General features: G+C 67.5%; 22 protein-coding genes. 14 read left to right on the top strand and 8 right to left on the bottom strand.

The window, feature by feature from the left end:
• Window positions 1–22 precede the first annotated feature (22 nt).
• A complete protein-coding gene (locus N1028_RS14920; RefSeq protein WP_259530164.1) occupies window positions 23–562 on the top strand; it encodes an NUDIX hydrolase family protein in 540 nt (179 codons plus the stop codon).
• 7 nt (window positions 563–569) lie between these two features.
• On the top strand, window positions 570–1,142 hold the full coding sequence (locus N1028_RS14915; RefSeq protein ID WP_259530163.1) for a YdeI/OmpD-associated family protein: 573 nt from the start codon (window positions 570–572) through the stop codon (window positions 1,140–1,142).
• A gap of 164 nt (window positions 1,143–1,306) precedes the next feature.
• On the opposite strand, the gene N1028_RS14910 is transcribed toward N1028_RS14915, so the two are convergent.
• The 3 genes from N1028_RS14910 to N1028_RS14900 form a co-directional block, all read right to left on the bottom strand.
• Window positions 1,307–2,953, bottom strand: coding sequence for a DEAD/DEAH box helicase (locus N1028_RS14910; RefSeq protein ID WP_259530162.1), 1,647 nt, complete (start codon window positions 2,951–2,953; stop codon window positions 1,307–1,309).
• Window positions 2,954–3,154: 201 nt separating this feature from the next.
• Entirely contained in the window at window positions 3,155–3,832 is a 678-nt protein-coding gene (locus N1028_RS14905; RefSeq protein WP_259530161.1) for a DUF1684 domain-containing protein, read from the bottom strand.
• Window positions 3,829–4,356 carry a hypothetical protein gene (locus N1028_RS14900; RefSeq protein ID WP_259530160.1) on the bottom strand — a complete coding sequence of 176 codons (528 nt, stop codon included), beginning with the start codon at window positions 4,354–4,356 and terminating at the stop codon, window positions 3,829–3,831. The genes N1028_RS14905 and N1028_RS14900 overlap by 4 nt, the downstream gene beginning before the upstream one ends.
• A gap of 28 nt (window positions 4,357–4,384) precedes the next feature.
• Between N1028_RS14900 and N1028_RS14895 the strand changes: the two genes are divergently transcribed.
• The 3 genes from N1028_RS14895 to N1028_RS14885 are packed head-to-tail and all read left to right on the top strand — an operon-like array spanning window position 4,385 to window position 6,286.
• Complete coding sequence (locus N1028_RS14895; RefSeq protein WP_259530159.1) at window positions 4,385–4,903, top strand: 2-phosphosulfolactate phosphatase; 519 nt, start codon at window positions 4,385–4,387, stop codon at window positions 4,901–4,903.
• Window positions 4,904–4,953: 50 nt separating this feature from the next.
• Complete coding sequence (locus N1028_RS14890) at window positions 4,954–5,949, top strand: Vgb family protein (RefSeq protein WP_259530158.1); 996 nt, start codon at window positions 4,954–4,956, stop codon at window positions 5,947–5,949.
• Window positions 5,950–5,983: 34 nt separating this feature from the next.
• Window positions 5,984–6,286 (top strand): DUF427 domain-containing protein, encoded by a 303-nt coding sequence (locus N1028_RS14885; RefSeq protein WP_259530157.1) that lies wholly within the window; start codon window positions 5,984–5,986, stop codon window positions 6,284–6,286.
• Between the two features lie 117 nt (window positions 6,287–6,403).
• Here N1028_RS14885 and N1028_RS14880 read toward each other — a convergent pair whose 3' ends face one another.
• The 5 genes from N1028_RS14880 to N1028_RS14860 all read right to left on the bottom strand — a co-directional run bounded on the left by N1028_RS14880 (window position 6,404) and on the right by N1028_RS14860 (window position 10,519).
• Complete coding sequence (locus N1028_RS14880) at window positions 6,404–6,895, bottom strand: SprT-like domain-containing protein (protein WP_259530156.1); 492 nt, start codon at window positions 6,893–6,895, stop codon at window positions 6,404–6,406.
• Window positions 6,896–6,908: 13 nt separating this feature from the next.
• Window positions 6,909–7,397 (bottom strand): hypothetical protein, encoded by a 489-nt coding sequence (locus N1028_RS14875; RefSeq protein ID WP_259530155.1) that lies wholly within the window; start codon window positions 7,395–7,397, stop codon window positions 6,909–6,911.
• A gap of 148 nt (window positions 7,398–7,545) precedes the next feature.
• On the bottom strand, window positions 7,546–8,736 hold the full coding sequence (locus N1028_RS14870; protein ID WP_259530154.1) for a PQQ-dependent sugar dehydrogenase: 1,191 nt from the start codon (window positions 8,734–8,736) through the stop codon (window positions 7,546–7,548).
• A gap of 19 nt (window positions 8,737–8,755) precedes the next feature.
• Entirely contained in the window at window positions 8,756–9,652 is an 897-nt protein-coding gene (locus N1028_RS14865) for a spermidine synthase (RefSeq protein ID WP_259530153.1), read from the bottom strand.
• Window positions 9,653–9,661: 9 nt separating this feature from the next.
• Window positions 9,662–10,519 (bottom strand): DUF817 domain-containing protein, encoded by an 858-nt coding sequence (locus tag N1028_RS14860; protein WP_259530152.1) that lies wholly within the window; start codon window positions 10,517–10,519, stop codon window positions 9,662–9,664.
• Between the two features lie 248 nt (window positions 10,520–10,767).
• On the opposite strand from N1028_RS14860, the gene rpoB reads away from it, so the two are divergent.
• The 9 genes from rpoB to tyrS all read left to right on the top strand — a co-directional run bounded on the left by rpoB (window position 10,768) and on the right by tyrS (window position 25,700).
• Complete coding sequence (gene rpoB, locus N1028_RS14855) at window positions 10,768–14,256, top strand: DNA-directed RNA polymerase subunit beta (RefSeq protein ID WP_259530151.1); 3,489 nt, start codon at window positions 10,768–10,770, stop codon at window positions 14,254–14,256.
• Window positions 14,257–14,298: 42 nt separating this feature from the next.
• The gene (locus tag N1028_RS14850) at window positions 14,299–18,177 is read left to right on the top strand and encodes a DNA-directed RNA polymerase subunit beta' (RefSeq protein WP_259530150.1); all 3,879 of its coding nucleotides are present in this window, start codon (window positions 14,299–14,301) and stop codon (window positions 18,175–18,177) included.
• A gap of 107 nt (window positions 18,178–18,284) precedes the next feature.
• The gene (locus N1028_RS14845) at window positions 18,285–19,397 is read left to right on the top strand and encodes a Na+/H+ antiporter NhaC family protein (protein WP_259530149.1); all 1,113 of its coding nucleotides are present in this window, start codon (window positions 18,285–18,287) and stop codon (window positions 19,395–19,397) included.
• A 340-nt stretch (window positions 19,398–19,737) separates the two neighbouring features.
• On the top strand, window positions 19,738–20,112 hold the full coding sequence (gene rpsL / locus N1028_RS14840; RefSeq protein ID WP_022882694.1) for a 30S ribosomal protein S12: 375 nt from the start codon (window positions 19,738–19,740) through the stop codon (window positions 20,110–20,112).
• Window positions 20,112–20,582: a 30S ribosomal protein S7 gene (gene rpsG, locus N1028_RS14835; RefSeq protein WP_259530148.1), complete on the top strand. Its 471-nt coding sequence runs from the start codon at window positions 20,112–20,114 to the stop codon at window positions 20,580–20,582. Before rpsL ends, rpsG begins: the two co-directional genes overlap by 1 nt.
• A 45-nt stretch (window positions 20,583–20,627) precedes the next feature.
• Window positions 20,628–22,742 carry an elongation factor G gene (gene fusA, locus N1028_RS14830; protein WP_291044901.1) on the top strand — a complete coding sequence of 705 codons (2,115 nt, stop codon included), beginning with the start codon at window positions 20,628–20,630 and terminating at the stop codon, window positions 22,740–22,742.
• Between the two features lie 115 nt (window positions 22,743–22,857).
• Complete coding sequence (gene tuf, locus N1028_RS14825; RefSeq protein WP_259530147.1) at window positions 22,858–24,051, top strand: elongation factor Tu; 1,194 nt, start codon at window positions 22,858–22,860, stop codon at window positions 24,049–24,051.
• A 77-nt stretch (window positions 24,052–24,128) separates the two neighbouring features.
• Window positions 24,129–24,338: an Rv0909 family putative TA system antitoxin gene (locus tag N1028_RS14820; protein WP_259530146.1), complete on the top strand. Its 210-nt coding sequence runs from the start codon at window positions 24,129–24,131 to the stop codon at window positions 24,336–24,338.
• A gap of 51 nt (window positions 24,339–24,389) precedes the next feature.
• Entirely contained in the window at window positions 24,390–25,700 is a 1,311-nt protein-coding gene (tyrS, locus tag N1028_RS14815; protein ID WP_310795600.1) for a tyrosine--tRNA ligase, read from the top strand.
• The last annotated feature ends 286 nt before the right edge of the window (window positions 25,701–25,986 follow it).

Below are 25,986 nucleotides of genomic sequence, written 5' to 3'. Positions count from 1 at the left end.
CGCCGGTGGGTAAGAATGGACTATGAGCGTGCGCACCCCTGACCCCAACTCCGGCTGGCTGAGCGACAACGAGCTCGCGGAGGTCAGGCAGCGCCTCCCGCTGCTCTACGTCGAGGCGGTCCCGGTGCGTGTCGACGGGCTCGGTCAGGTCGTCGAGGTCGGAGTGCTCCTCCGGGTCGGCTCGAGCGGCACCATCGCGCGCACTCTCGTCTCCGGCCGGGTCATGTACGGCGAGACGCTCCGCGATGCGCTCTTCCGCCACCTCGAGAAGGATCTCGGGCCGATGGCGTTCCCGCAGCTGCCGGCGAGCCCCATCCCCTTCCAGGTGGCGGAGTACTTCCCACTGCCCGGCGTCTCGGCCTTCTACGACGAGCGTCAGCACGCGGTCGCGCTCGCCTACGTGGTCCCCGTCACGGGGACGTGCGACCCGAGGCAGGACGCCCTCGAGCTCACCTGGATGACGCCGGAGGAGGCCGCCTCGCCGACAGTGTCGGAGGAGATGGAGGGCGGCCGCGGTGCCCTCCTGCGGGCCGCGCTGGCCTCGGTCGGCAAGCTGGTCTGAGCCCGTCGTGGCCGAGGAGTACGAGCACCTCCAGTTCGCCGACGACGCCGGCTGGGAGGCCTGGCTCGAGGCGAACGGGGAGTCCTCGCCGGGGGTCCGGCTCCGCATCGCCAAGAAGAGCAGCGCCCACTCCACGCCCGACTACAAGCAGGCGCTCGACGTCGCGCTCTGCTTCGGCTGGATAGACGGCCGCCGCAATGCTCTCGACGACGACTTCTTCCTGCAGACCTTCACGCCGCGGCGCGCCAAGAGCATCTGGTCCACCGTGAACCAGGAGAAGGTCGCCGTGCTGATCGAGGCCGGCCGGATGCGGGAGGGCGGTTTCCGCGAGATCGAACGTGCCAAGGCCGACGGCCGCTGGGCGGCGGCCTACGCGCCCGCGACCACCATCGAGATCCCGCCCGAGTTCGCCGCGGCCCTCGCGGAGAACCCGGACGCGGCAGCGTTCTTCGCCACCCTCACGGGTTCCGCCCGCTACGCCTTCCTCTTCCGCCTGCACCACCTCAAGCGCGCCGACACCCGCACTCGCCGCATCGCGGAGTACATCGCCCTCCTCGCCCGCCACGAGACCCTCCCCTAGCCCTTCTCGTTCCCGTTCCGCTCCTGCCGAGACGTCGCTTTCCACGCCGAACCGAGGCGGGACGTGTGAGAAGTGACGTCTCGACAGACCCGGGTGGGACACGACGAACGGCCCGCCTCACGAGGAGACGGGCCGTTCGACGAGTGCGAGGAGCGGATGCGTGACTAGCGCGAGCGACGACGCCCGGCACCAGAGCCGGCCGAGAACGCAGCCGCCGACTGACGGGGACGACCGCTCCCGGCCGCGGCACCCGAGCCGGAGCCCGCTCCGCCGCGACGGCCGCCGCCCTCGCCCGAACCCGATCCGCCCGCGGAACCACCGGAACCGCCGCGGCCCTGACCGCCACCGCTCGCGCCGTCCGAGGAGGTGCTGTAGAACGAACGGCTTCCGCCGCCGACGCTGCCGCCACGGCCGCCACCGGCGCCCGCGCCGCCACGACGCGCGCCTCCGCCACCCTGGCCACCGCGGCCGGAGCCCGCACCGGCGCCGACACCCTCGCCATCGCGGCGAGCGCGCTTGCGCTGGGCATTGGCCCCCTGCGAGCCTGCGCTGCGGGTTCCGTCGTTGCCGGTGCGCCGCTGGCCGGAGGCCGGCAGCTGGTTCGTGGTGCGGGGGGCGGGCTTCACGTACGCCGCCACGTCGCCGGTGAGCGCGTTGACCGACGCGGAGTCGGCCGTCACGACCTCGGGCGACACGGTGATCGCGGCCTTCCGAAGGAGATCCTTCACGTCCTTGCGCTGCGCGGGCAGCATGATCGTGACGACGTCACCGGCGGATCCGGCGCGCGCGGTGCGGCCCGAACGGTGCAGGTACGCCTTGTGCTCGGCCGGCGGGTCGACGTGGATGACGAGCTCGATGTCGTCGACGTGCACGCCGCGCGCCGCGACGTCGGTCGCCACGAGCACCTTGACGTCGCCGGCGCTGAACGCCGCGAGGTTGCGGTCGCGGGCCACCTGCGAGAGGTTGCCGTGCAGGTCGACCGAGGGGATGCCCGCGTCGGTGAGCTGCTTCGCGAGCTTCTTGGCGTGGTGCTTGGTGCGCATGAAGAGGATGCGTCGTCCGCTGCCCGAGGCGAGCTTCTCCACGAGCACGCGCTTGGACTCGACCGACTCGGTCTCGAACACGTGGTGGGTCATGGCCGCCACGGGGGAGTTGGCCTCGTCGACCGAGTGCAGCACCTCGTTGTGGAGGAACTTCCGCACGAGCTTGTCCACGCCGTTGTCGAGCGTGGCCGAGAACAGCAGTCGCTGACCGGTCGAGGGGGTCTTGTCGAGGATGCGCGTGACGACGGGCAGGAAGCCGAGGTCGGCCATGTGGTCGGCCTCATCGAGCACGGTGATCTCCACGGCGTCGAGGCTCACGAAGCCCTGCTTCATGAGGTCCTCGAGGCGGCCGGGGCAGGCCACCACGATGTCGACGCCGGCCTTGAGCGCGGTCACCTGACGGCCCTGCGAGACGCCGCCGAAGATGGTGGTCGTCGTCATGCCGTAGGCCTTGGCGAGAGGAGCGATGACGGCATCGATCTGGGTCGCGAGCTCGCGGGTCGGGGCGAGGATGAGGCCGACGGGGCGGCCGGGGCGGCGCTTGCCGCCGGAGAGGGCGCCGGCGAGGCGGGCGACCATCGGGATGGAGAAGGCCAGGGTCTTGCCCGAGCCGGTCTTTCCGCGGCCGAGCACGTCGCGGCCGTTCAGGGTGTCGGGCAGGGTGTCGACCTGGATGGGGAAGGGCTCCGTGATGCCGGCCGCCGTGAGGGCGGTCACAAGGGGAGCGGGCACGCCGAGCGCGCCGAAGGAGGAAGGAGTGTTGGACAAGCGATGTGCCTTTCAGGCATCTGTCCGATGGGCACGTCTCACGCGAAGCCCACTCGGAATGTCAGCGAACGCACCGACGGTGCATCCGTTCGCCGCAAGAAGTATCTGCAAATGGAGTGGCAACCGGTGCCGCATCCACGAGAAGAGGGAGCGTTCTTTCGACGCACGGGGCTCGCATTCGAGCCCTCGAGTACGACCAGTCTAGTGCACGATGCCGGAGTAGGCCTCGCCGACGGGGATTTCCCCCGCCACACGGTTGCCCGGCTGGGCGAGAGGGCAGGCCCAGGCGGGGTCGTAGGCGCACGACGGGTTGTAGGCGAAATTGAAGTCGAGCACGAGGTGGGCGCCCGAAGCGCTGCCTCCGTGGGCGTCGAGCGTGTCGTTGAGGTGGGCGCCTTTGATCGTGTCCACCAGGTAGCGCCCGCCGCCGTAGGTGCCGCCGGGCTTCCCCGCTCTGCCGTCCTTCACGGGAACGAAGAGGCCGCCGCCGTAGGAGGTCAGGCGCCATACGTCGAGGGCGCCGACTCCATCGATCCGCGCCTCACCCAGCAGCTCGAACGGCACGACGCCGTCGGTGCCGGTCTCGAAGTCGAACCGGCGGGGTCGCGGGTCGTCGTCGGCCACGGGCTCGATCGACACCTCGAACCGCCAGGCCGCGTCGTACTCGGCCACGGGGAGGCCGGCGAAGGCCGCGCGGTCGTCGGGGAGGAGGGGAGAGGCGGCGTGGCCGGCGAAGAGCCGGTCGCGCTCGAGCCGCCAGTGCTCGTGCGCGGCGGCGACGTCGCCGGTGGCGCTGCGTCGGCGCACCTCCTCGTAGATCTCGAACACGCGCAGCCGCCAGTCGGCGGTCTCGAGCGCGGTGATGGCCGATGTGCTCACGCCGCGGCCTCCGTCTCGCCGGCATCGGTGGCGGTCGCGGGCAGGTCGTACGCCCAGGTCGGTGCCAGCTTCTGCAGCTTGTGCCCCCGGAACTGCCAGAACGACCACAGGCTGTACCAGGCGAACGGGGTCAGGAGCCCCGCACCCACCACGAGCTGATCGCGGTAGAGCGTCTTGCCCGTCCCGGCCGGATCGGGGGCGACCGCCATCTTGTGGTCCCAGAGCCTGATGGTGCTCACGGCACCGGTCACGCCCTGCCCGGAGTCGTGCACGATGCGCACCTCGCCCCGCTGCCGTGTCTCGAAGTCGAGCCGGATGATCTGCTTGCCCATCGGGATGACACCGCCGCCGCGCATCGACACCGGATGCTGGCCAGGCTCCCACACGCTCGGGAACCCGTCGGCGGCGAGCGACTCGATCTCCACGAGCGGACTCGACACCTCCCGGAACACCGCTGGGCTCCGGATCGCCCGCCAGGCCGCATCGGGGTCGCAGTCGAGAATGAGCTTCAGCAGCACGCGCATCCCCCCAGTGTGCTCGTAAAATCGACGGATGCCCACCGAGCCGGACGCCGCAGCCGCCGCCCAGTCGTCCTACCAGGTGCGTCTGCACGTGGGCATGCCGGCCGCCGCCCTCGAGCAGCTGGTGGCCGTCGCCGAGTGCGTGGTCCTCGTCGACGCCCTCCCCGACGACACCGAATCCGGCCCGCTTCCGAGCGAGCGGATGCTCCGGGCCGGCTTCACGAACCGTTCCGCCACCGCGCACGCCGTGCTCGACGCCCAGGCGCGGAAGGGCGACCGCCTCCCGGTCGACATCGTCACCCCCGCGGCGCCGGACGGCCGTTTCGCCGTCGAGGACTTCCTCGCCGCGGGCGCCGTCGTCGACGCCCTGGCCGAGCTCGGGCTCGACTTCTCCTCGCCGGAGGCTGCCTCCGCCTGCGCCGCCTTCACCGGCCTCCGCGGTGCCCTGGCCCACCTGGTGTCGGCCTCACCCGCGGGCCGCGCCTGGACCGCATCCGGCCGCACCACGGCCCTCCGAGCCGCCACCCGCCTCGACCCCACCGCCCCCTGAGCACCAACTACTCATCACCCCCACCCGAGGCTTCGTGATGTGCTGTCGCGATGCGCCTCAGAACCCTCGTCACCGTCTCGGCCCTCCTGCCCGTCCTGACAGCCACAGCCGTCCTCGGCCTCCCTTCGACCGCTGGAGCCCTCGAGCTCTCCCCGCCCGGCGCACCCTCTCTCTGGCATGACCTGTCCCTCGCCACGGCGACCGGCATGGCAGAAGTGCTGGCCACTGATGGCACCGGTGACCTCTGGTATCACGACAGCAAGACTCAGGACCTGGTTCGGGTGGACGCGGTGACGCATTCGCAGACGGAGTTCCCGATCCCGTCGACCAGCTGGGTGCTCGGTGTCGTCAGCACGCCCGACGGCGCGATCTGGTTCTCGGATCTCCGCAGCCACACCATCAACCGCCTCGATCCCGCTTCCGGAACGGTCACCTCGCATCCGCTCACCGGCGTCGCCTACACCCCTTCGTCCCTGGCAGTCGGCACCGATGGCGCTATCTGGTTCGGCGATCCCTTCGACACGAAGCTCGTGCGGGTCGACGGCGCCGGTCACCTCCTGTTCTTGCCCGAACCGCACGACGAGCGCATCCTGTCGGTCGCCACCGCTCCGGATGGCCGCCTCTTCTACACGCGCACCGGATCCGATCGGCTCGGCGCGTACGACATCGGCACCGGCACGTTCTCCGACCTGGGGGTCGGATCGACTGCGGGTGAGCACCTCACCGCGGGGACGAGCGGCTCGATGTGGATCGACGGGGTGAGCGAGTTCACCGAGATCGCCCCTGACGGCACGGTGACGGTCCACGCCCTCACCACCGGAGGTCCCATCCCCGTCCGCCCGATCGACCTCGTCGGCGGCGATCTCGCGGGCGACGGTGAGGTCGAGCTGTCCTTCATCGACCCGGAGTACGGGTTCGGCACCCTCGACGCGGCGGGTGCCGTCCACTTCAGCCGCCTGGACGGGTCCCGCACCTCCATCGCACTCGACGGTGAGGGCCATGTCTGGGTGAATGACCTGTGGGGCGCCTCCCTCCAATGGCAGTGAGGCGTAGCGTGGTCTCGACACAGGAGGTCACCACATGAAGGCAGTTCTGAACGGCACCGTCATCGCCGAAGCACCCAAGGAAGACCTGATCGCCATCGAGGGCAACTGGTACTTCCCGCCGTCGAGCGTGAAGTCGGAGTTCCTCGAGAAGAGCCCCACTCCCTACACCTGCCCGTGGAAGGGCGAGTGCCAGTACTTCGACGTGAAGGACGGCGACGAGTCCCTGAAGGACCGCGCCTGGAGCTACCCCACCCCCTACCCCACGGCGTTCGACCGCGTGGGCAAGGACTTCAGCGACTACGTCGCCTTCTGGAAAGAGGTCCAGGTCACCGACTGACCTGCCGCCCGCCCCGCCGATTTGACACAAGATGTGCCAAGTCGGTGTTCTAAGGCGCGACTTCTGTCAAGTCGAGACCCATGGAGCCCGCGAGCGACCGCCGAGGCCCAAGACGGCTCAGCGCGACTGCGCGAGCACGTCCCGACGCACTCCCGACACGTCCCGCCGCGCCCATTCGATCAGATGCGCTGAGCTGAACCCGCGCGCACAGAGGCTGCACGACAGCCGCGACTTCGGCTGCCGGTGCCGGTAGAATTCGTGCCCAGCGGGGCACCGCCCGATCCACGGCGCGAGCTCGTCGGCCCGCGTCCCGTCGTGCAGCCGCGAACCCTCGTAGCCGATCTCGCGAGCGATGGCCACCCACCGCGGCCCGTGCCCCGCCGCCGGTCCTGCGAGGGCATGCGCCACCTCGTGCAGCAGGATCTGGTGGATCTCGTCGTCGTCGTACCGCGCCGCGAGATACCGCGACACCGTGATCCGGTGCGCCGTGTAGTTGCACTGCCCGGCCCGGGTCTTGGCGTTGTCGAAGCCGAAGCTCCACACCGACGGGTCGAGGTGCAGCGCGATGAGCGCATCCGCCCATCGCGTCACCCGCGCGAGATCAGCCATGCGACAGCGGACCTCAGGCCGACATGAGCGACTCGGTCACGGCGACGGCCACGAGCGAGCTCTCGAGCTGGTCGAGCGAGGCGCCCTGCTTCTCCATCAGGAACACGGCGGCCTTGAAGTCGACGAGGGCGGCCTCGTAGTCGGTCATCTCGAACTGCACCTTGCCGCGCGCGAGCGTGGCGATCGCCTCGAGGGCACCCCACTCGTGCGTCTGCGCCTCCTCGACGCAGAGCCCGAGCTCCTGCAGGGCGGCCGGGTACTTGCCCTGGTACTGCTGCACCTGGGCACGGCGGATGCGCGCACCGAGCGCGAGCTCGCGATCGCCCGAGAAGCGAGCCTGCCGCACCGCCTCGTTCGCGATCGTGAAGGCTTCGTCGAGCCGCTCGAGCAGGCGCAGCAGCACGACCTTCTCGTTGAGTGCCGAGAGGCTGCGGAGCTTCCCGAGCTCGTCGAGTCGCTCGCTCGCCGCGCGCGCATCGACCTTCTCGCGAAGGGTGGTCATGTCATAGCCCGTGATGATGCTCAGTTCGTGCTCCAGGTGCGTGGTTTCCCGTGCCCTCACGATACCCAGAGCGCTCCGGATGCGCGCGGCCGGCGGCGGCAGGTCGCAAGATCAGCGGCCCACGACGACCTGTGGAGGAGCAGACGCCTCACCCCGCCGCAACCAGCCCCACCTGGTAGAGCACGTCGTCGCCGTCCCGCGGCGTCCCGCGCCCGTCGGTGTTGTTCGTGAGCAGGTACACCGACGAGCCCGGCCCGCGCACGACGTCCCGCACCCGCCCGAGCTGCCCGCCCTGGTACCACTCCTGCGCGGCGCCGTCGAAGGCGATCGTCCACAGCCGCTCTCCGCCGAGCCCGGCCATGAACACCGTGTCGCCCACCACGGCGATGCCCGACGGCGAGGCGTCATCGGTGTTCCACTGCTGCACCGGGTCGGCGAAGGCCGGATCGGATCCGATGCCCTCCACCACGGGCCAGCCGTAGTTGGCGCCGGGGGTGATGACGTTGATCTCGTCCCAGGTGTCCTGGCCGAACTCCGCGGCCCACATCGTGCCGTCGGCCGCCCAGGCGATGCCCTGCGGGTTCCGGTGCCCGACCGACCAGATGGGTGAGCCCGGGAACGGGTTGTCGGCCGGCACCGACCCGTCTGGCGCGACCCGCAGGATCTTGCCGCCCAACGAGTCGAGCGACTGCGCATCCGTCGGCACGCTCGCGTCGCCCGCCGTGATGTAGAGCATGCCGTCGGGCCCGAACGCGATCCGGCCGCCGTTGTGGTTCGAGGCGCGGGGCAGTCCCGTCAGCACGGGCTCGACCGCACCCACGGTGCGGGCCCCGGCGGTGCCGGAGAGCGGCAGCCGCACCACCCGGTTGTCGCCGGCGGTGGTGTGCTGCGCGTAGAGGTAGGTTCCGGTGGGCGTCTCGAGGGCGGCGATTCCCATCAGCCCGCCCTCACCCGAGGCCGCCACGTCGGGCACCGTCGCGATCGGCGTCGCGGTTCCGCCGCTCACCTCGAGGATGCGTGCCGTGTCCCGCTCGCTCACGAACACCGAGCCGTCGGCGAGCTGCGCGATCGACCACGGCGCCTGCAGCCCGCCCACCACGGCGACCGGGTCGCCGGAGGGCACGAGCGGCCCGAGATCCTCGGCGGCCGGAGTCGGCGCGTCAGGAGCAGGAGCAGAAGCGGAAGCAGACGGAGAAGAAGAAGGAGGAGACGAAGAAGAAGGAGGCGTCATGGCCGGAGCCGTCACCACCCCGCTGCACGCCCCCAGCACGAGAGCGGTGACGGATGCCCCCACCAGCGCCCCGAGACCCCGTCGTGCGCGTGCGCTCGTCCTGGTCATCCGGGCCTCCGATGCTCGACTACTCGTCCAGTCTCTTCCGGTCTACCTGGAAAATGCTCCGAGCGGGTGCGGGCGACGGCGTGGAGGTCTGGTCGGTCGAGACCGGGGCGCCGGCGATGAAGTTCACGAGCTCCCGCCCGGCCACGACCTTCGCAGCCACGGGATCGCCCGCCAGCAGCCGGGGCAGGGTGTCGAACGGCAGGGGCGATGCCGAGGCGAAGGCCACGACGTTGCCGAACCGGCGCGCCTTGAGCATCTGCGGGTCGACAGCGAGCGCGACGTCGGCGAAGACGTGAGAGAGCGTCGCCGCCTGGCTCCGCGCGAACGCGAGGCCGGCGCCGTCGGCCACGTTCACGGCCACGATCCCCGTGGGTCCGAGCAGCGCGGCCACCTCCTGGTAGAACTCCGCGCTCGTGACGTGCGCCGGCGTCCGAGCCCCGGCGAACACGTCCACCACCACGACGTCGACGGCCCCCTGCATCCCGGGCGGGAACTTCGAGAGCGCCTCCCGAGCGTCGCCGTGCCGAACCCGGATGCTCCCGCGCGGCAGCGGCAGGTGCGTCCGCACGAACGACACGAGCGAGCTGTCGATCTCCACCACCTGCTGCCGCGATCCCGGCCGGGTGGCCTCCACGTAGCGGGGGAGTGTGAACGCGCCACCGCCGAGGTGCACCGCGGTGATCGGCGAGCCGGGTGTGCCCACGAGATCGATCCCGTGCCCGATCCGCCGCACGTACTCGAACGACAGATAGGTCGGGTCCTCGAGGTCCACGTGCGACTGCGGTGTGCCGTCGACGATCAGCACCTGCGATCCCGGCCGGAACCGGTCCTCCTCGATGGTCGCGAGCAGTCCGTCCTCGAGCCGGGTCGACGGATGCTCGACCGGGTCCCCGCGCCTGTCCCGTCCTCGTGCCATCCGTCGACCCTACCCGGGCCGCGTGGCGGAATCCGGTCGCCGGGGCGGGTACACCCACGTCACGAGCACCACCGAGATGATCATGAGCAGGAACCACGATCCGAGCTTCGCGATCGACACGAGCTGCCACCCCTCCATCTGGTCGGGGTAGCTCCAGGCCTGGGAGAACGTCGCGATGTTCTCGGCGAACCAGATGAACAGCGCGACCAGCAGGAACGCCAGGAGCACCGGCATCCTGAGCGTGCGGCGGAAGACGCGGAAGTGCATCCAGGTGCGCGCGAAGAGCACGACCACGGCCGCGAGCAGCACCCACCGCAGGTCCCAGATGAAGTGATGGGTGAAGAAGTTCGCGTAGATGACGGCGGCGAGGATCGCGGTCGCCCACACGGGCGGATACCGCGTGAACCGCAGGTCGAACAACCGGTACACGCGCACGAGGTAGGACCCGACGGCGGCGTACATGAACCCGCTGAACAAGGGAACGCCCGCGATCCGGAGGAGGCCCTCGCCCTCGTACATCCACGACCCCACGTCGGTCTTGAAGATCTCCATCACCGTCCCCACGATGTGGAAGAGCACGATCACCCGAAGCTCTCGAAAGGTCTCGAGCCGGGTCGCGATCATCACGATCTGGATGCCGACGGCCGCCAGGGTGAGGAAGTCGTTGCGGGCGAGCGCCGCGTCGTCCGGGTACCAGAGCCGGGCGGCGAAGATCACGGCGAGGAGCGCCCCGCCGAAGACGCACGCCCACGCCTGCTTGAGCCCGAAGGCGAGGAACTCCACGAGCCAGGAGACGGGCCCGCGGGTGGGAGTGGCGGCCAGGATCCGCCGCCACCGCGACTCGAGGCCCCGCTCGACATCGCTCATTCCGCGGTTATACCCGAGAAAGGGAGACCGGTCAAGGATCCGACTGGACAGGCGTGTCGGATAGGCCTATAGTTGTTCTTTGCGCTCCCAGAACAACCATGCCTTCATATTGTGGTCGGCAGCTGTGCGTTCCACGCCAGCAACACTCTAGAACCATATTGCGGGTTCAGACCAAATCTGCGGAGTTCTCGACACCACATCGACCGTAAGTAACACAAGGCCCGACGGGGCCCACGGAGGTTATTTCCTTGGCTGCTGCGCGCAACGCAACCACCACTTCACCCAAGAACGGTCGGGCCGCATCGCGGCTCTCGTTCGCCAAGATCACCGACACCCTGACCGTTCCGGATCTGCTCGCTCTGCAGACCGAGAGCTTCGACTGGCTGGTCGGAAACGACGTGTGGAAGGCACGCGTCGCGGAAGCGAAGAAGGCCGGTCGTCAGGACCTGCCCAACAACTCGGGTCTCGATGAGATCTTCGAGGAGATCTCTCCCATCGAAGACCTCGGCGAGACCATGCAGCTCAGCTTCACGAGCCCGTTCCTCGAGCCCGAGAAGTACACCATCGACGAGTGCAAGGAGCGCGGCAAGACCTACGCGGCTCCCCTCTACGTCGAGGCCGAGTTCATGAACCACCAGACCGGTGAGATCAAGACCCAGACGGTCTTCATGGGCGACTTCCCGCTCATGACCGAGCGCGGAACGTTCATCATCAACGGCACCGAGCGCGTCGTCGTCTCGCAGCTCGTCCGGAGCCCTGGCGTCTACTTCGACCGCACCCCCGAGAAGACCTCCGACAAGGACATCTACTCCGCTCGCATCATCCCGAGCCGCGGTGCCTGGCTCGAGTTCGAGATCGACAAGCGCGACCAGGTCGGCGTGCGCATCGACCGCAAGCGCAAGCAGTCGGTCACCGTGTTCCTCAAGGCCCTCGGCCTCACCAGCGAAGAGATCCTCGAGGAGTTCAAGGGCTACGCGTCGATCGAGGCCACCCTGGAGAAGGACTCGATCCTCACCAAGGAAGAGGCCCTGAAGGACATCTACCGCAAGCTCCGCCCGGGCGAGCAGGTCGCCGCCGAGGCAGCCCGCGCTCTGCTGGACAACTTCTACTTCAACTCCAAGCGCTACGACCTGGCGAAGGTGGGTCGTTACAAGATCAACCGCAAGCTCGGCATGGACGCGCCGCTGTCCGACTCGGTGCTCACCAACCAGGACATCATCGCCACGATCAAGTACCTGGTGGCCCTGCACGACAACCAGACCGTGCTCCCCGGAGTGCGCGACGGCAAGAAGGTCGAGATCCGTCTCGACGTCGATGACATCGACCACTTCGGCAACCGCCGCATCCGTGCGGTCGGCGAGCTCATCCAGAACCAGGTCCGCACCGGTCTGTCCCGCATGGAGCGCGTCGTTCGCGAGCGCATGACCACGCAGGACATCGAGGCGATCACCCCGCAGACCCTGATCAACGTGCGCCCCGTCGTCGCCGCGATCAAGGAGTTCTTCGGAACGAGCCAGCTGTCGCAGTTCATGGACCAGAACAACCCCCTCGCGGGCCTGACGCACAAGCGTCGACTCTCCGCGCTGGGCCCGGGTGGTCTGTCCCGTGAGCGCGCCGGCGTCGAGGTGCGGGACGTGCACCCGAGCCACTACGGCCGCATGTGCCCGATCGAGACCCCGGAAGGCCCGAACATCGGCCTCATCGGTTCGCTCGCATCGTTCGCGCGGATCAACTCGTTCGGCTTCATCGAGACCCCGTACCGTCGCGTCGTCGACGGCGTGGTCACGGAGAACATCGACTACCTCACCGCGTCGGAGGAGGACGAGTACATCGTCGCCCAGGCCAACGCGCCGCTGACGGCCGATGCCACCTTCGCCGAGGCCCGCGTGCTCGCCCGCAAGAAGGGCGGTGAGGTCGACCTCTTCCCGAAGGAGGACATCGGGTACATGGATGTCTCGCCGCGCCAGATGGTGTCGGTCGCGACCTCCCTCATCCCGTTCCTCGAGCACGACGATGCGAACCGCGCGCTCATGGGCGCCAACATGCAGCGTCAGGCCGTGCCGCTTCTCCGCTCGGAGTCGCCGCTGGTCGGAACCGGCATGGAGGGCTTCGCGGCCATCGACGCCGGTGACGTGGTCACCGCGAACGGGGCCGGTGTCGTGCAGGAGGTCTCGGCCGATTCGGTCACCGTCCTCCTCGACGACGCCGGAACCGAGACCTACTACCTGCGCAAGTTCGACCGCTCCAACCAGGGCACGTCCTACAACAACCGCGTCATCGTCTCCGAGGGCGAGCGGATCGAGGTCGGTCAGGTCATCGCGGATGGCCCGGCCACCGAGAACGGCGAGCTCGCACTCGGCAAGAACCTCCTCGTGGCGTTCATGCCATGGGAGGGTCACAACTTCGAGGACGCGATCATCCTCAGCCAGAACCTGGTGAAGGACGACGTGCTCTCCTCGATCCACATCGAGGAGTACGAGGTCGACGCCCGCGACACCAAGCTCGGCAAGGAGGAGATCACCCGTGACCTCCCCAACGTGAGCCCGGAACTGCTGGCCGACCTCGACGAGCGCGGCATCATCCGCATCGGAGCCGAGGTCCGCCCCGGCGACATCCTGGTCGGAAAGGTCACGCCGAAGGGCGAGACCGAGCTCTCCGCCGAGGAGCGCCTGCTGCGCGCGATCTTCAACGAGAAGTCCCGCGAGGTCCGTGACACGAGCCTCAAGGTGCCTCACGGTGAAGAGGGCACGATCATCGCCGTCAAGGAGTTCTCCGCCGAGAACGACGACGAGCTCGGCTCGGGCGTCAACCAGCGCGTGGTCGTCTACATCGCCCAGAAGCGCAAGATCACCGCGGGTGACAAGCTCGCCGGTCGTCACGGCAACAAGGGCGTCATCTCGAAGATCCTCCCGGTCGAGGACATGCCGTTCCTCGCCGACGGAACTCCGGTCGACATCGTCCTCAACCCGATGGGCATCCCGGGCCGCATGAACTTCGGTCAGGTGCTCGAGACCCACCTCGGGTGGATCGCGAAGCAGGGCTGGGAGGTCGACGGCAAGCCGAAGTGGGCCGCGAACCTGCCCGAGCAGGCGCGTTCCGCTGCTCCAGGCACCAAGGTCGCGACCCCGGTGTTCGACGGCGCGTCCGAGGAGGAGATCGCGGGTCTGCTCGACTCCACCACGCTCACGCGTGACGGCGAGCGCCTGATCGGCTCCTCGGGCAAGACGCAGCTCTTCGACGGCCGCTCCGGCGAGCCGTACCCGGAGCCCGTCTCGGTCGGCTACATGTACATCCTGAAGCTGCACCACCTCGTCGACGACAAGATCCACGCCCGCTCCACGGGCCCGTACTCGATGATCACGCAGCAGCCGCTGGGTGGTAAGGCGCAGTTCGGTGGACAGCGATTCGGTGAGATGGAGGTGTGGGCGCTCGAGGCATACGGTGCCGCCTACGCCCTGCAGGAGCTCCTGACCATCAAGTCCGACGACATCCTCGGCCGCGTCAAGGTGTACGAGGCCATCGTCAAGGGCGAGAACATCCAGGAGCCCGGCATCCCCGAGAGCTTCAAGGTGCTCATCAAGGAGATGCAGTCGCTCTGCCTGAACGTCGAGGTGCTCTCGGCCGATGGCACCGCGGTCAGCCTCCGCGACACGGACGACGAGGTCTTCCGTGCCGCCGAAGAGCTCGGCATCAACATCTCCAGCCGCTTCGAGTCGTCGTCCATCGACGACATCTGAGCCGGCAACCACTAGAAGACTTTTTCCAGGAGAGAAGGAAAATTGCTCGACGTAACAACTTTTGATGAGCTGCGGATCGGCCTCGCTACGGCCGACGACATCCGCAAGTGGTCGCACGGTGAGGTCAAGAAGCCCGAGACCATCAACTACCGCACGCTGAAGCCCGAGAAGGACGGCCTCTTCGGAGAGCAGATCTTCGGGCCGAGCCGTGACTGGGAGTGTTCCTGCGGCAAGTACAAGCGGGTGCGCTTCAAGGGCATCGTCTGCGAGCGCTGCGGTGTCGAGGTCACGAAGTCGTCGGTGCGCCGCGAGCGCATGGGCCACATCGAGCTCGCCGCCCCGGTCACGCACATCTGGTACTTCAAGGGTGTGCCCAGCCGCCTCGGCTACCTGCTCGACATGGCGCCGAAGGACCTCGAGAAGGTCATCTACTTCGCCGCGTACATGATCATCTCGGTCGACGAGGACGGCCGTCACGAGGACATGCCCGGGCTGGAGAACGAGCTGCGGCTCGAGATCAAGACCCTCGCCGACCAGCGTGACGCCCGCATCGCCGACCGCCTGTCGCGCCTCGAGACCGATCTCGCCGAGCTCGAGAACGAGGGTGCGAAGGCCGACCAGAAGCGACGCACGAAGGACGGCGCCGAGAAGGAGATGTCGCAGACCCGCAAGGCCTACGACGACCAGATCTCCCAGCTCGAGCGCGTCTGGGAGGACTTCCGCAACCTCAAGGTGGGCGAGCTCAAGCCCGAGGACGCGATCTTCCACGAGCTCCAGGATCGCTACGGGATGTACTTCGAGGCCTACATGGGCGCCGAGGCCATCAAGAAGCGCCTCGAGGCCTTCGACCTGGAGACCGAGGGCGAGAACCTGCGCCTCCAGATCTCCGAGGGCAAGGGCCAGAAGAAGATCCGCGCCATCAAGCGCCTCCGGGTCGTGAGCTCCTTCCTCGCCACCGGCAACTCGCCGGCCGCGATGGTGCTCGACGTGGTGCCGGTCATCCCGCCGGAGCTCCGCCCGATGGTGCAGCTCGACGGTGGCCGTTTCGCGACCTCCGACCTCAACGACCTCTACCGTCGTGTGATCAACCGCAACAACCGTCTCCGTCGACTGCTCGACCTCGGTGCCCCCGAGATCATCGTCAACAACGAGAAGCGGATGCTGCAGGAGGCCGTCGACGCTCTGTTCGACAACGGCCGCCGTGGTCGCCCCGTCACGGGTACCGGCAACCGCGCCCTGAAGTCCCTGAGCGACATGCTCAAGGGAAAGCAGGGTCGTTTCCGCCAGAACCTGCTCGGAAAGCGCGTCGACTACTCGGGCCGTTCGGTCATCATCGTCGGCCCGCAGCTGAAGCTGCACCAGTGCGGTCTGCCCAAGCAGATGGCGCTGGAGCTCTTCAAGCCGTTCGTGATCAAGCGGCTCATCGACCTGAGCCACGCTCAGAACATCAAGGCCGCGAAGCGCATGGTCGAGCGCAGCCGTCCGCAGGTGTGGGACGTGCTCGAGGAGATCATCCGCGAGCGCCCCGTGCTGCTGAACCGTGCGCCTACGCTGCACCGTCTCGGCATCCAGGCCTTCGAGCCCCAGCTCGTGGAGGGCAAGGCGATCCAGCTGCACCCGCTCGTCTGCGCCGCGTTCAACGCGGACTTCGACGGCGACCAGATGGCCGTCCACCTCCCGCTGTCGGTCGAGGCCCAGGCCGAGGCGCGCATCCTGATGCTCGCCTCGAACAACATCCTGAAGCCCTCCGACGGCCGTCCGGTCACCCTGCCCACACAGGACATGATCATCGGTCTGCACCACCTCACGACCATCAAGGAGGGTGCGATCGGCGAAGGCCGTGCGTTCTCCTCGGTCTCCGAGGCGATCCTCGCCAAGGATCAGGGCTCGCTCGACCTCAACGCCGTCGTGAAGATCCGCATGTCGGATGTCCACTTCGCCGAGGGCACGGCACCCGAGGGCTACGAGGGCGGTCCCGTCATCATCGAGACCACCCTCGGTCGCGCGCTCTTCAACGAAGCGCTGCCGGCGGACTACCCGTACATGCAGCAGGTCGCCGACAAGGGCGCCATCTCCGCGATCGTCAACGACCTCGCGGAGCGATACCCCAAGGTGGAGGTCGCCGCATCGCTCGACCGCATCAAGGACGCGGGCTTCTACTGGGCCACGCGCTCCGGTGTGACCGTGGCTCTCTCCGACATCCTGACCCCGCCGAACAAGCGGGAGATCGTTCAGGGCTACGAGAAGCAGGCCGCCAAGGTGCAGGGTCAGTTCGAGAAGGGTCTGACGACCGACCTCGAGCGTCGTCAGGAGCTCATCCAGATCTGGACGAAGGCCACCGACGAGGTCGCCGCAGCCATGCGCGCGAACTTCCCGGTCGACAACACGATCAACCGCATGGTCACCTCGGGTGCACGTGGTAACTGGCTGCAGGTGCGCAACATCGCCGGTATGCGAGGCCTCGTGAACAACCCGAAGGGTGAGATCATCCCTCGCCCGATCATCTCCTCGTACCGTGAGGGACTGTCGGTGGCGGAGTACTTCATCGCCACCCACGGTGCTCGAAAGGGTCTGGCCGACACGGCTCTGCGTACGGCCGACTCGGGCTACCTCACGCGTCGTCTCGTGGACGTCTCGCAGGATGTCATCATCCGCGAGCCCGACTGCGGCACCTCGCGCGGTCTCGACCTGCCGATCGCGAACGAGGGCGCCGACGGCGTCTGGACTCGCGACGACAACGTCGAGAACTCGGTCTACGCCCGCTCGCTGGCCGCCGACGCGGTCAACGAGAAGGGCGAGGTCGTGGCCGAGGCCGGAGACGACGTCGGAGACGTGCTGATCGACAAGCTCGTCGCTGCGGGCGTGCGCACCATCAAGGTGCGCTCGGTCCTCACCTGCGAGTCCGCTGTCGGTGTCTGCGCGACCTGCTACGGCCGGTCGCTGGCCACGGGCAACCTGGTCGACATCGGAGAGGCCGTCGGCATCATCGCGGCCCAGTCGATCGGCGAGCCCGGCACGCAGCTCACGATGCGCACCTTCCACACCGGTGGATCGGCTTCGGCCGACGACATCACGCAGGGTCTTCCCCGCGTGCAGGAGCTCTTCGAGGCCCGCACCCCCAAGGGTGCGTCGCCCATCGTCGAGGCCGCCGGTCGCGTCACCATCGAAGACACCGACCGCAGCCGCAAGGTGATCCTCACGCCCGACAACGGCGACGAGCCGATCGCCTACCCGGTGCTGAAGCGTGCGACCCTCCTCATCGAGGACGGGCAGCACGTGGAGCTCGGTCAGCAGCTCATCGTCGGCGCCGTCGACCCGAAGGAGGTCCTTCGCGTCAAGGGCGTGCGCGAGGTGCAGAAGCACCTCGTGGGCGGTGTGCAGGGCGTCTACCGTTCGCAGGGCGTGCCGATCCACGACAAGCACATCGAGGTCATCGTGCGCCAGATGCTGCGCAAGGTCACCGTCGTGGAGCACAGCGACACCGACCTGCTGCCGGGTGAGCTCGTCGACCGGTCGCGCTACACCGAGGTGAACCGCGCTGCGGTCGCCGAGGGCAAGCGCCCCGCATCGGCTCGCCAGGAGGTCATGGGAATCACCAAGGCCTCGCTCGCGACCGAGTCGTGGCTGTCGGCCGCGTCGTTCCAGGAGACCACGCGTGTTCTCACGCAGGCCGCCATGGAGGGCAAGTCCGACCCGCTGGTGGGACTGAAGGAGAACGTGATCATCGGAAAGCTGATCCCGGCCGGAACCGGTCTCCAGAAGTACCGCAACGTCACCGTCGAGGCGACCGAAGAGGCCAAGGCCGAGCGCTACCCGAACCGCATCTTCACAGATGACTCGGTGTTCTCGGAGGCCGACCTCTCGTTCGTCGACTTCGACAGCTTCTCGAGCGACGACTACACGCCGGGCACCTACAACTAGCAGGCACCCGCGTGACCCCGGAAGGCCCTCCACCACCAAGTGGGGGGCCTTCCGCCGTCTCGGCGCGCATCCCTTCGTTGCGGCCCCGCCGTTGCTAAGGTTTCGCCATGAGCACCGAGGATCGACGCGACGAGCAGCCGGAATTCCCCCAGGATGACGCCGCAACGGCTTCATCGGCGTCCGTCCCGCCCCCCATGCCCGAGATCCCGGCCTGGCAGGCTCCCGCCGCCGCCACCCCGGCGTCGCCGATCCCCATCCCCGATCCGATCCAGATGCCCACGGCTGCGGCCACCCCGGCCGCCGACCCGTCGGCCGACGACCGCGCGTCACAGCGCGATCCCGATCAGGCACCCGCTCCGGATGCCGACACGGCCGTCCGCACGCCCCTCGGCGGACCGTACGTGGTCACGGAGACGGGAGCGCCCGTCGCGGAGCAGGCGACGGCGGCCTACGAGCGGGAGCCCCTGGGTGGTCCCTACGTCACGTCGTCCGAGCCCGCCGTGGAACCCCGGTCGGCCGACGCGCGCACCCCGTACCCCGCGGCGGCCTTCGCCCCCGCTCCTGCCGCCGTCGCTGCTCCCGCGGTGGCCGGGGATGCTGCCGAGTCGCAGCAGGGCTATGCCCCCTACCAGCCGGCGCCGCAGCCCCTCGCGCCGCAGCCGCCGCGCCCCCGCGGCAATCGCGGCGTCGGTTCGCTCATCGCCCTGGCCGGCACCGCCGTCTTCGGAGTCGTCTACGCCGGCGTCGCCTTCCTCATCATCGCCGCGAACCTCGAGGGCGCGGCCGCCGTCTCGGCCTTCACCTCGTTCCTCCTGAGTGCCGCCTTCATCGTGCCGGTCGTCGTCTTCGCGATCGCGCTCGTGCTCATCGTCCTGATCGTCAACCGGGCCGGCTGGTGGGCCTACGTGCTCGGCGGCTTCCTCGTGGCCGTGCTGGTGTACGTCGCCGGCATCGCCGGAGCGCTCATCCACGTCAACGCGTGGAACTGGCAGCCCCAGGAGCAGTACGACTTCGTGCGCTCGCTCACGATGGATCCGCTGACCCTCGCCGGCGCGATCATCGCGCGCGAGGCTGCGATCTGGACCGGTGCCTGGATCGCGTTCCGAGGTCGCCGTCTGAAGGCGAGGAACGCCGCCGAGCGCGACGAGTTCGAGCGCACCCGCGCCGATGCCGCAGCGGATCCCCAGCGCGAGGGAGCAGCGCCCAGCACGACCTGGTAAGATCCTCTAGTCCCGACTGCCGCCGAGCAAACAGCACAGTGTTCACTGCACAGAGCTCACAGGCGACTGGGATGGGCACCCGCATTTGACCCTTCTGGGTCTACCAGCTATTCTTTTCCGGGTGTGTGCGAATTCGCATGCCCAATTTTAGAGCGAAGCAGAACGAAAGTTCCCACTGCTCCACCAGCCAGCGATACCAGAGCCATTTTGTACCGCCGGTGGGTCCAGACGAACTCGACACGCCAGAGATGGTGGTGCGAGAGCGTGAACGAACGGATGCGCGCCGAGCGCAGCCGGCAGAGATTTCAACACCGAGCGTTACGAATACAAGGAGTAAGTAGTGCCAACCATTCAGCAGTTGGTCCGCAAGGGTCGCACCCCGAAGGTCGTCAAGACCAAGGCGCCCGCCCTCAAGGCCAACCCCCAGCAGCGCGGCGTGTGCACCCGTGTGTACACCACCACCCCCAAGAAGCCGAACTCCGCGCTTCGCAAGGTCGCCCGCGTCAAGCTGTCGAACGGCACCGAGGTCACCGCTTACATCCCCGGTGAGGGCCACAACCTGCAGGAGCACTCGATGGTGCTCGTGCGCGGCGGTCGTGTGAAGGACCTCCCCGGCGTTCGCTACAAGATCATCCGCGGCGCGCTCGACACGCAGGCCGTGAAGAACCGCAAGCAGGCTCGCAGCCGGTACGGCGCGAAGATGGAGAAGAAGTAATGCCTCGCAAGGGTCCCGCCCCGAAGCGTCCCGTTGTCGCCGACCCGGTCTACGGTGCGCAGATCGTCAGCCAGCTCGTCAACAAGATCCTCCTCGATGGCAAGAAGGCCACCGCTGAGCGCATCGTGTACGACGCTCTCGAAGGCGTCTCCGCCAAGAACAGCCAGGACGCCGTCGTCACCCTGAAGAAGGCTCTCGACAACGTGCGCCCGACCCTCGAGGTCCGCAGCCGCCGCGTCGGAGGCTCGACCTACCAGGTGCCGATCGAGGTCAAGCCTCACCGCGCCAACACCCTCGCACTCCGCTGGCTCACCACCTACGCGAAGGCCCGCCGCGAGAAGACGATGACCGAGCGTCTCACCAACGAGATCCTCGACGCGTCGAACGGTCTGGGCGCCGCTGTCAAGCGTCGCGAAGATACCCACAAGATGGCCGAGTCGAACAAGGCATTCGCGCACTACCGCTGGTAGTCGTTCGACCCCCTCTTTCCCACCCTTACCTTTCGGAGGAAATCCGTGGCACAGGACGTGCTCACCGACCTGAACAAGGTCCGCAACATCGGCATCATGGCCCACATCGATGCCGGCAAGACCACCACGACCGAGCGCATCCTGTTCTACACGGGAATCACGCACAAGATCGGTGAGGTCCACGACGGCGCTGCCACGATGGACTGGATGGCGCAGGAGCAGGAGCGTGGCATCACGATCACCTCCGCTGCGACGACCTGTTTCTGGAACAAGAACCAGATCAACATCATCGACACCCCCGGTCACGTCGACTTCACCGTGGAGGTGGAGCGTTCGCTCCGCGTGCTCGACGGCGCGGTCGCCGTGTTCGACGGCAAGGAGGGCGTTGAGCCCCAGTCCGAGACCGTGTGGCGTCAGGCCGACAAGTACAACGTGCCGCGCATCTGCTTCGTCAACAAGATGGACAAGCTGGGCGCCGACTTCTACTTCACGGTCGACACCATCATCAACCGCCTCGGCGCCAAGCCGCTGGTCCTCCAGCTCCCGATCGGTGCGGAGTCCTCGTTCGAGGGCGTCGTCGACCTGGTCGAGATGCGTGCCCTCACCTGGCGCGGAGACTCCAAGGGTGACGTGCAGATGGGTGCCAAGTACGAGATCGAGGAGATCCCGGCCGACCTCAAGGAGAAGGCCGACGAGTACCGTCAGCTCCTCCTCGAGACCGTCGCCGAGACCGACGACACCCTGCTCGAGAAGTTCTTCGGTGGTGAGGAGCTCACGATCCCCGAGATCAAGGGCGCCATCCGCAAGCTCACCGTCAACAGCGAGATCTACCCCGTGCTGTGCGGCTCCGCGTTCAAGAACCGCGGCGTCCAGCCGATGCTCGACGCGGTCGTCGACTACCTCCCCTCCCCGCTGGATGTGCCCGCGACCGAAGGTCACGACATCCGCGACGAGGAGAAGGTCGTCGAACGCCACCCGGACCCGAAGGACCCGTTCGCGGCCCTCGCGTTCAAGGTCGCCGTGCACCCGTTCTTCGGTCGTCTGACCTACATCCGCGTGTACTCGGGTCACCTCGACTCCGGCGGACAGGTCATGAACTCGACCAAGGGCAAGAAGGAGCGCATCGGCAAGATCTTCCAGATGCACTCCAACAAGGAGAACCCGGTCGACTCGGTCACCGCTGGCCACATCTACGCGGTCATCGGCCTGAAGGACACCACCACCGGTGACACCCTGTCGGACCCGTCGAACCAGATCGTCCTCGAGTCGATGACGTTCCCGGAGCCCGTGATCGAGGTCGCGATCGAGCCGAAGACGAAGGCCGACCAGGAGAAGCTGGGTGTCGCCATCCAGAAGCTCGCTGAGGAGGACCCGACCTTCCGCACGGAGCAGAACCAGGAGACCGGTCAGACGGTCATCAAGGGAATGGGCGAGCTCCACCTCGACATCCTGGTCGACCGCATGAAGCGCGAGTTCAACGTCGAGGCCAACGTGGGCAAGCCCCAGGTCGCCTACCGCGAGACGATCCGCAAGACCGTCGAGCGCCACGACTACACGCACAAGAAGCAGACCGGTGGATCCGGCCAGTTCGCGAAGATCCAGATCGCCATCGCGCCCCTCGAGGTCACCGCGGAGACGGTCTACGAGTTCGAGAACAAGGTCACCGGTGGCCGCGTGCCCCGTGAGTACATCCCTTCGGTCGACGCCGGAATCCAGGATGCGCTGCAGGTCGGCGTGCTCGCCGGCTACCCGATGGTGGGCGTCAAGGCGACCCTCCTCGACGGCGCATCGCACGACGTGGACTCCTCGGAGATGGCGTTCAAGATCGCCGGATCCATGGCGTTCAAGGAGGCTGCTCGCAAGGCCAGCCCCGTGCTGCTCGAGCCGCTCATGGCCGTCGAGGTCCGTACTCCTGAGGAGTACATGGGCGACGTCATCGGCGATCTGAACTCCCGTCGTGGTCAGATCCAGTCGATGGAGGATGCCCAGGGCGTCAAGGTCGTCCGCGCCAACGTTCCGCTGTCGGAGATGTTCGGCTACATCGGTGACCTCCGGTCGAAGACCTCCGGTCGTGCGGTGTACTCGATGACGTTCGAGAGCTACGCCGAGGTCCCGAAGGCTGTGGCCGACGAGATCATCCAGAAGAACAAGGGCGAATAACTCCCGAGTTCTGCGGGCCATGTAGGTTCGCGTAAAATATCAACAAACCCCCGCCGCGGTCCCGGATGCAATCCAGCATCCGAGTCTCCGGCATGAGAGTCCTGAGGAGGACCTAGTGGCTAAGGCCAAGTTCGAGCGGACCAAGCCGCACGTCAACATCGGAACGATCGGTCACGTTGACCACGGTAAGACCACTCTTACCGCTGCCATCTCGAAGGTCCTGGCGGACAAGTACCCGTCGGCGACCAACGTTCAGCGCGACTTCGCGTCGATCGACTCCGCTCCTGAGGAGCGCCAGCGCGGCATCACGATCAACATCTCGCACGTCGAGTACGAGACGCCCAAGCGTCACTACGCTCACGTCGACGCCCCCGGCCACGCCGACTACATCAAGAACATGATCACCGGTGCTGCTCAGATGGACGGCGCGATCCTCGTGGTCGCCGCGACCGACGGCCCGATGGCTCAGACCCGTGAGCACGTGCTGCTCGCCAAGCAGGTCGGCGTGCCGTACCTCATGGTGGCTCTGAACAAGTCGGACATGGTCGACGACGAGGAGATCCTGGAGCTCGTCGAGCTCGAGGTCCGTGAGCTGCTCTCCAGCCAGAACTTCGACGGCGACAACGCCCCCGTCATCCGCGTCTCGGGCCTCAAGGCCCTCGAGGGCGACGAGAAGTGGGTCGAGTCGATCGTCGAGCTGATGGACGCCGTGGACGAGTCGATCCCCGACCCGATCCGCGACAAGGACAAGCCGTTCCTCATGCCCGTCGAGGACGTCTTCACGATCACCGGTCGTGGAACCGTCGTCACCGGCCGTGCCGAGCGCGGAACCCTCGCCATCAACTCCGAGGTCGAGATCGTCGGCATCCGCCCGACGCAGAAGACCACGGTCACCGGTATCGAGATGTTCCACAAGCAGCTCGATGAGGCCTGGGCCGGCGAGAACTGTGGACTGCTCCTCCGCGGCACCAAGCGCGAGGACGTGGAGCGCGGTCAGGTCGTCGTCAAGCCGGGTTCGGTCACGCCGCACACCGACTTCGAGGGCACCGCGTACATCCTGTCGAAGGACGAGGGTGGGCGTCACAACCCCTTCTACACGAACTACCGCCCGCAGTTCTACTTCCGCACCACCGACGTCACCGGCGTCATCACGCTGCCCGAGGGCACCGAGATGGTCATGCCCGGCGACACCACCGACATCTCGGTCGCGCTGATCCAGCCGATCGCGATGGAAGAGGGCCTCGGCTTCGCGATCCGTGAGGGTGGCCGCACCGTCGGTGCCGGTACCGTCACCAAGATCAACAAGTAACAAGAGTCACCTAGCAAAGGGCCGTGCCTTCGGGCGCGGCCCTTTCGCGTGCCCGGGGGAGAGGCCACGATGGACTCATGGCTATCGACGACATCACCAAGAAGGCTCAGGCATTCCTTAAGGACAACAAGGTCCAGGATGCACTGAAGAGCGAGAAGGCCGAGGAGATCAGCGACAAGCTCCTCGACAGCGTGGCGAACGCCGCCAAGAAGGTCTCGGGCGGCAAGCACGACGCGAAGATCGACGAGGCGAAGGCGAAGGCCGACAAGCACATCGGCAACGAGTAGTCCCCTCGGCGAGGGATCGCCCTGCGGCGCGGGTTGGTAGGCTCGATTCTCGTGTCAGAGACCCCGAAGAGCGCCGTGGCGCCAGAGCAGAACGATCCCACCTTCGACGACGTGTGGGACGAACTGGACTACCGCGGTCTCGTGCACGTCTCCACTGATGCCGACGCGCTGAAGGCCCTTCTCGCGGGTCCTCCGATCACGTTCTACTGCGGGTTCGACCCCACCGCGCCGAGTCTCCACCTCGGTAACCTGGTGCAGATCCTCGTGATGCGCCGGCTGCAGCTGGCGGGCCACCGGCCGCTCGGGCTGGTGGGCGGATCGACCGGTCTGATCGGCGATCCACGGCCCACCGCGGAGCGCACACTGAACACCAGGGAGACCGTGGCCGAATGGGTCGGCTACCTCAGCAGCCAGATCGCGCGCTTCCTCAGCTTCGAGGGTGACAATGCCGCCCGTATGGTGAACAACCTCGACTGGACCGCGCCGCTTTCGGCGATCGACTTCCTGCGCGAGGTGGGCAAGTACTTCCGGGTCGGGACCATGCTGAAGAAGGATGCCGTCTCGGCCCGCCTCAACTCGGATGCCGGCATCAGCTACACGGAGTTCAGCTACCAGATCCTGCAGGGGATGGACTTCCTCGAGCTCTACCGGAGCTACGGCTGTGTGCTGCAGACCGGGGGCAGCGATCAATGGGGCAATCTCACGAGTGGCACCGACCTCATCCATCGTGCGGAGCACGTGAGCGTGCACGCCATCGGCACTCCGCTGATCACGAACTCCGACGGCACGAAGTTCGGCAAGAGCGAGGGCAACGCCGTCTGGCTCGATCCGGACCTCACGAGTCCCTACGCGTTCTACCAGTTCTGGCTCAACACGGACGACGCCGACGTGATCGACCGCTTGAAGATCTTCACCTTCCTGGGCAGGGGCGAGATCGAGCGCCTCGAGCGCACTGTGGCCGAAGAGCCCTTCCGCCGAGAGGCGCAGCGCACGCTGGCCTTCGAGGTCACGGCCCTGGTGCACGGGGAGAAGGCGGCCGAAGCGGCCATCGCCGCTGCGGCGGCGCTGTTCGGACAGGGGGCGCTCGACTCCCTCGACGAGTCGACGCTGGCTGCTGCCATCTCCGAGCTCCCGACCCTGGAGGTGTCGGGGGAGACCACGGTTCTCGAGGCCCTTGTCGGCTCCGGTCTCGTGGGCAGCTCGAGCGAGGCGCGGCGAGCGATCTCCCAGGGTGGCGTGTACCTCAACAACGTCAAGGTGGAGAGCGATGATGCGGTCGTGGGAGAGGCCCTTCTCGGTGGCCGGCATGCCGTTCTGCGCCGGGGAAAGAAGACCCTCGCCGGACTCGTCGCATCGTCGTGATCCCGGGCGACACGCCCGGGCGTCAGCACGAGTTGCACGGCCACCGGGGCCCGCGTAATGTAATCCCTCGTCACCCCACAGGTGCGGAAAAGCGGAAGAGCTTACCGGCCTCAAGCGGAGACCAAAACCCCTACTGAATCTCACTTCGCGGTGAACTTCGGTTTGACTTCCAAGTCGAGAATGGTAGGGTTGTGAAGTTGCCCGGAGGGCTGCCGACTGTGGTTGGTGGGGCCGGTGCGTCCGATCCTTGAGAACTCAACAGCGTGCACAATGTCAAATGCCAAAA

The organism is Herbiconiux oxytropis, from assembly GCF_024979315.1.
In the GTDB taxonomy this organism is placed as follows: Bacteria; Actinomycetota; Actinomycetes; order Actinomycetales; family Microbacteriaceae; genus Herbiconiux; species Herbiconiux oxytropis.
The sequence above is the reverse complement of the archived record's forward strand: the minus strand, read 5'-3'. Positions and strand labels throughout refer to the sequence as shown.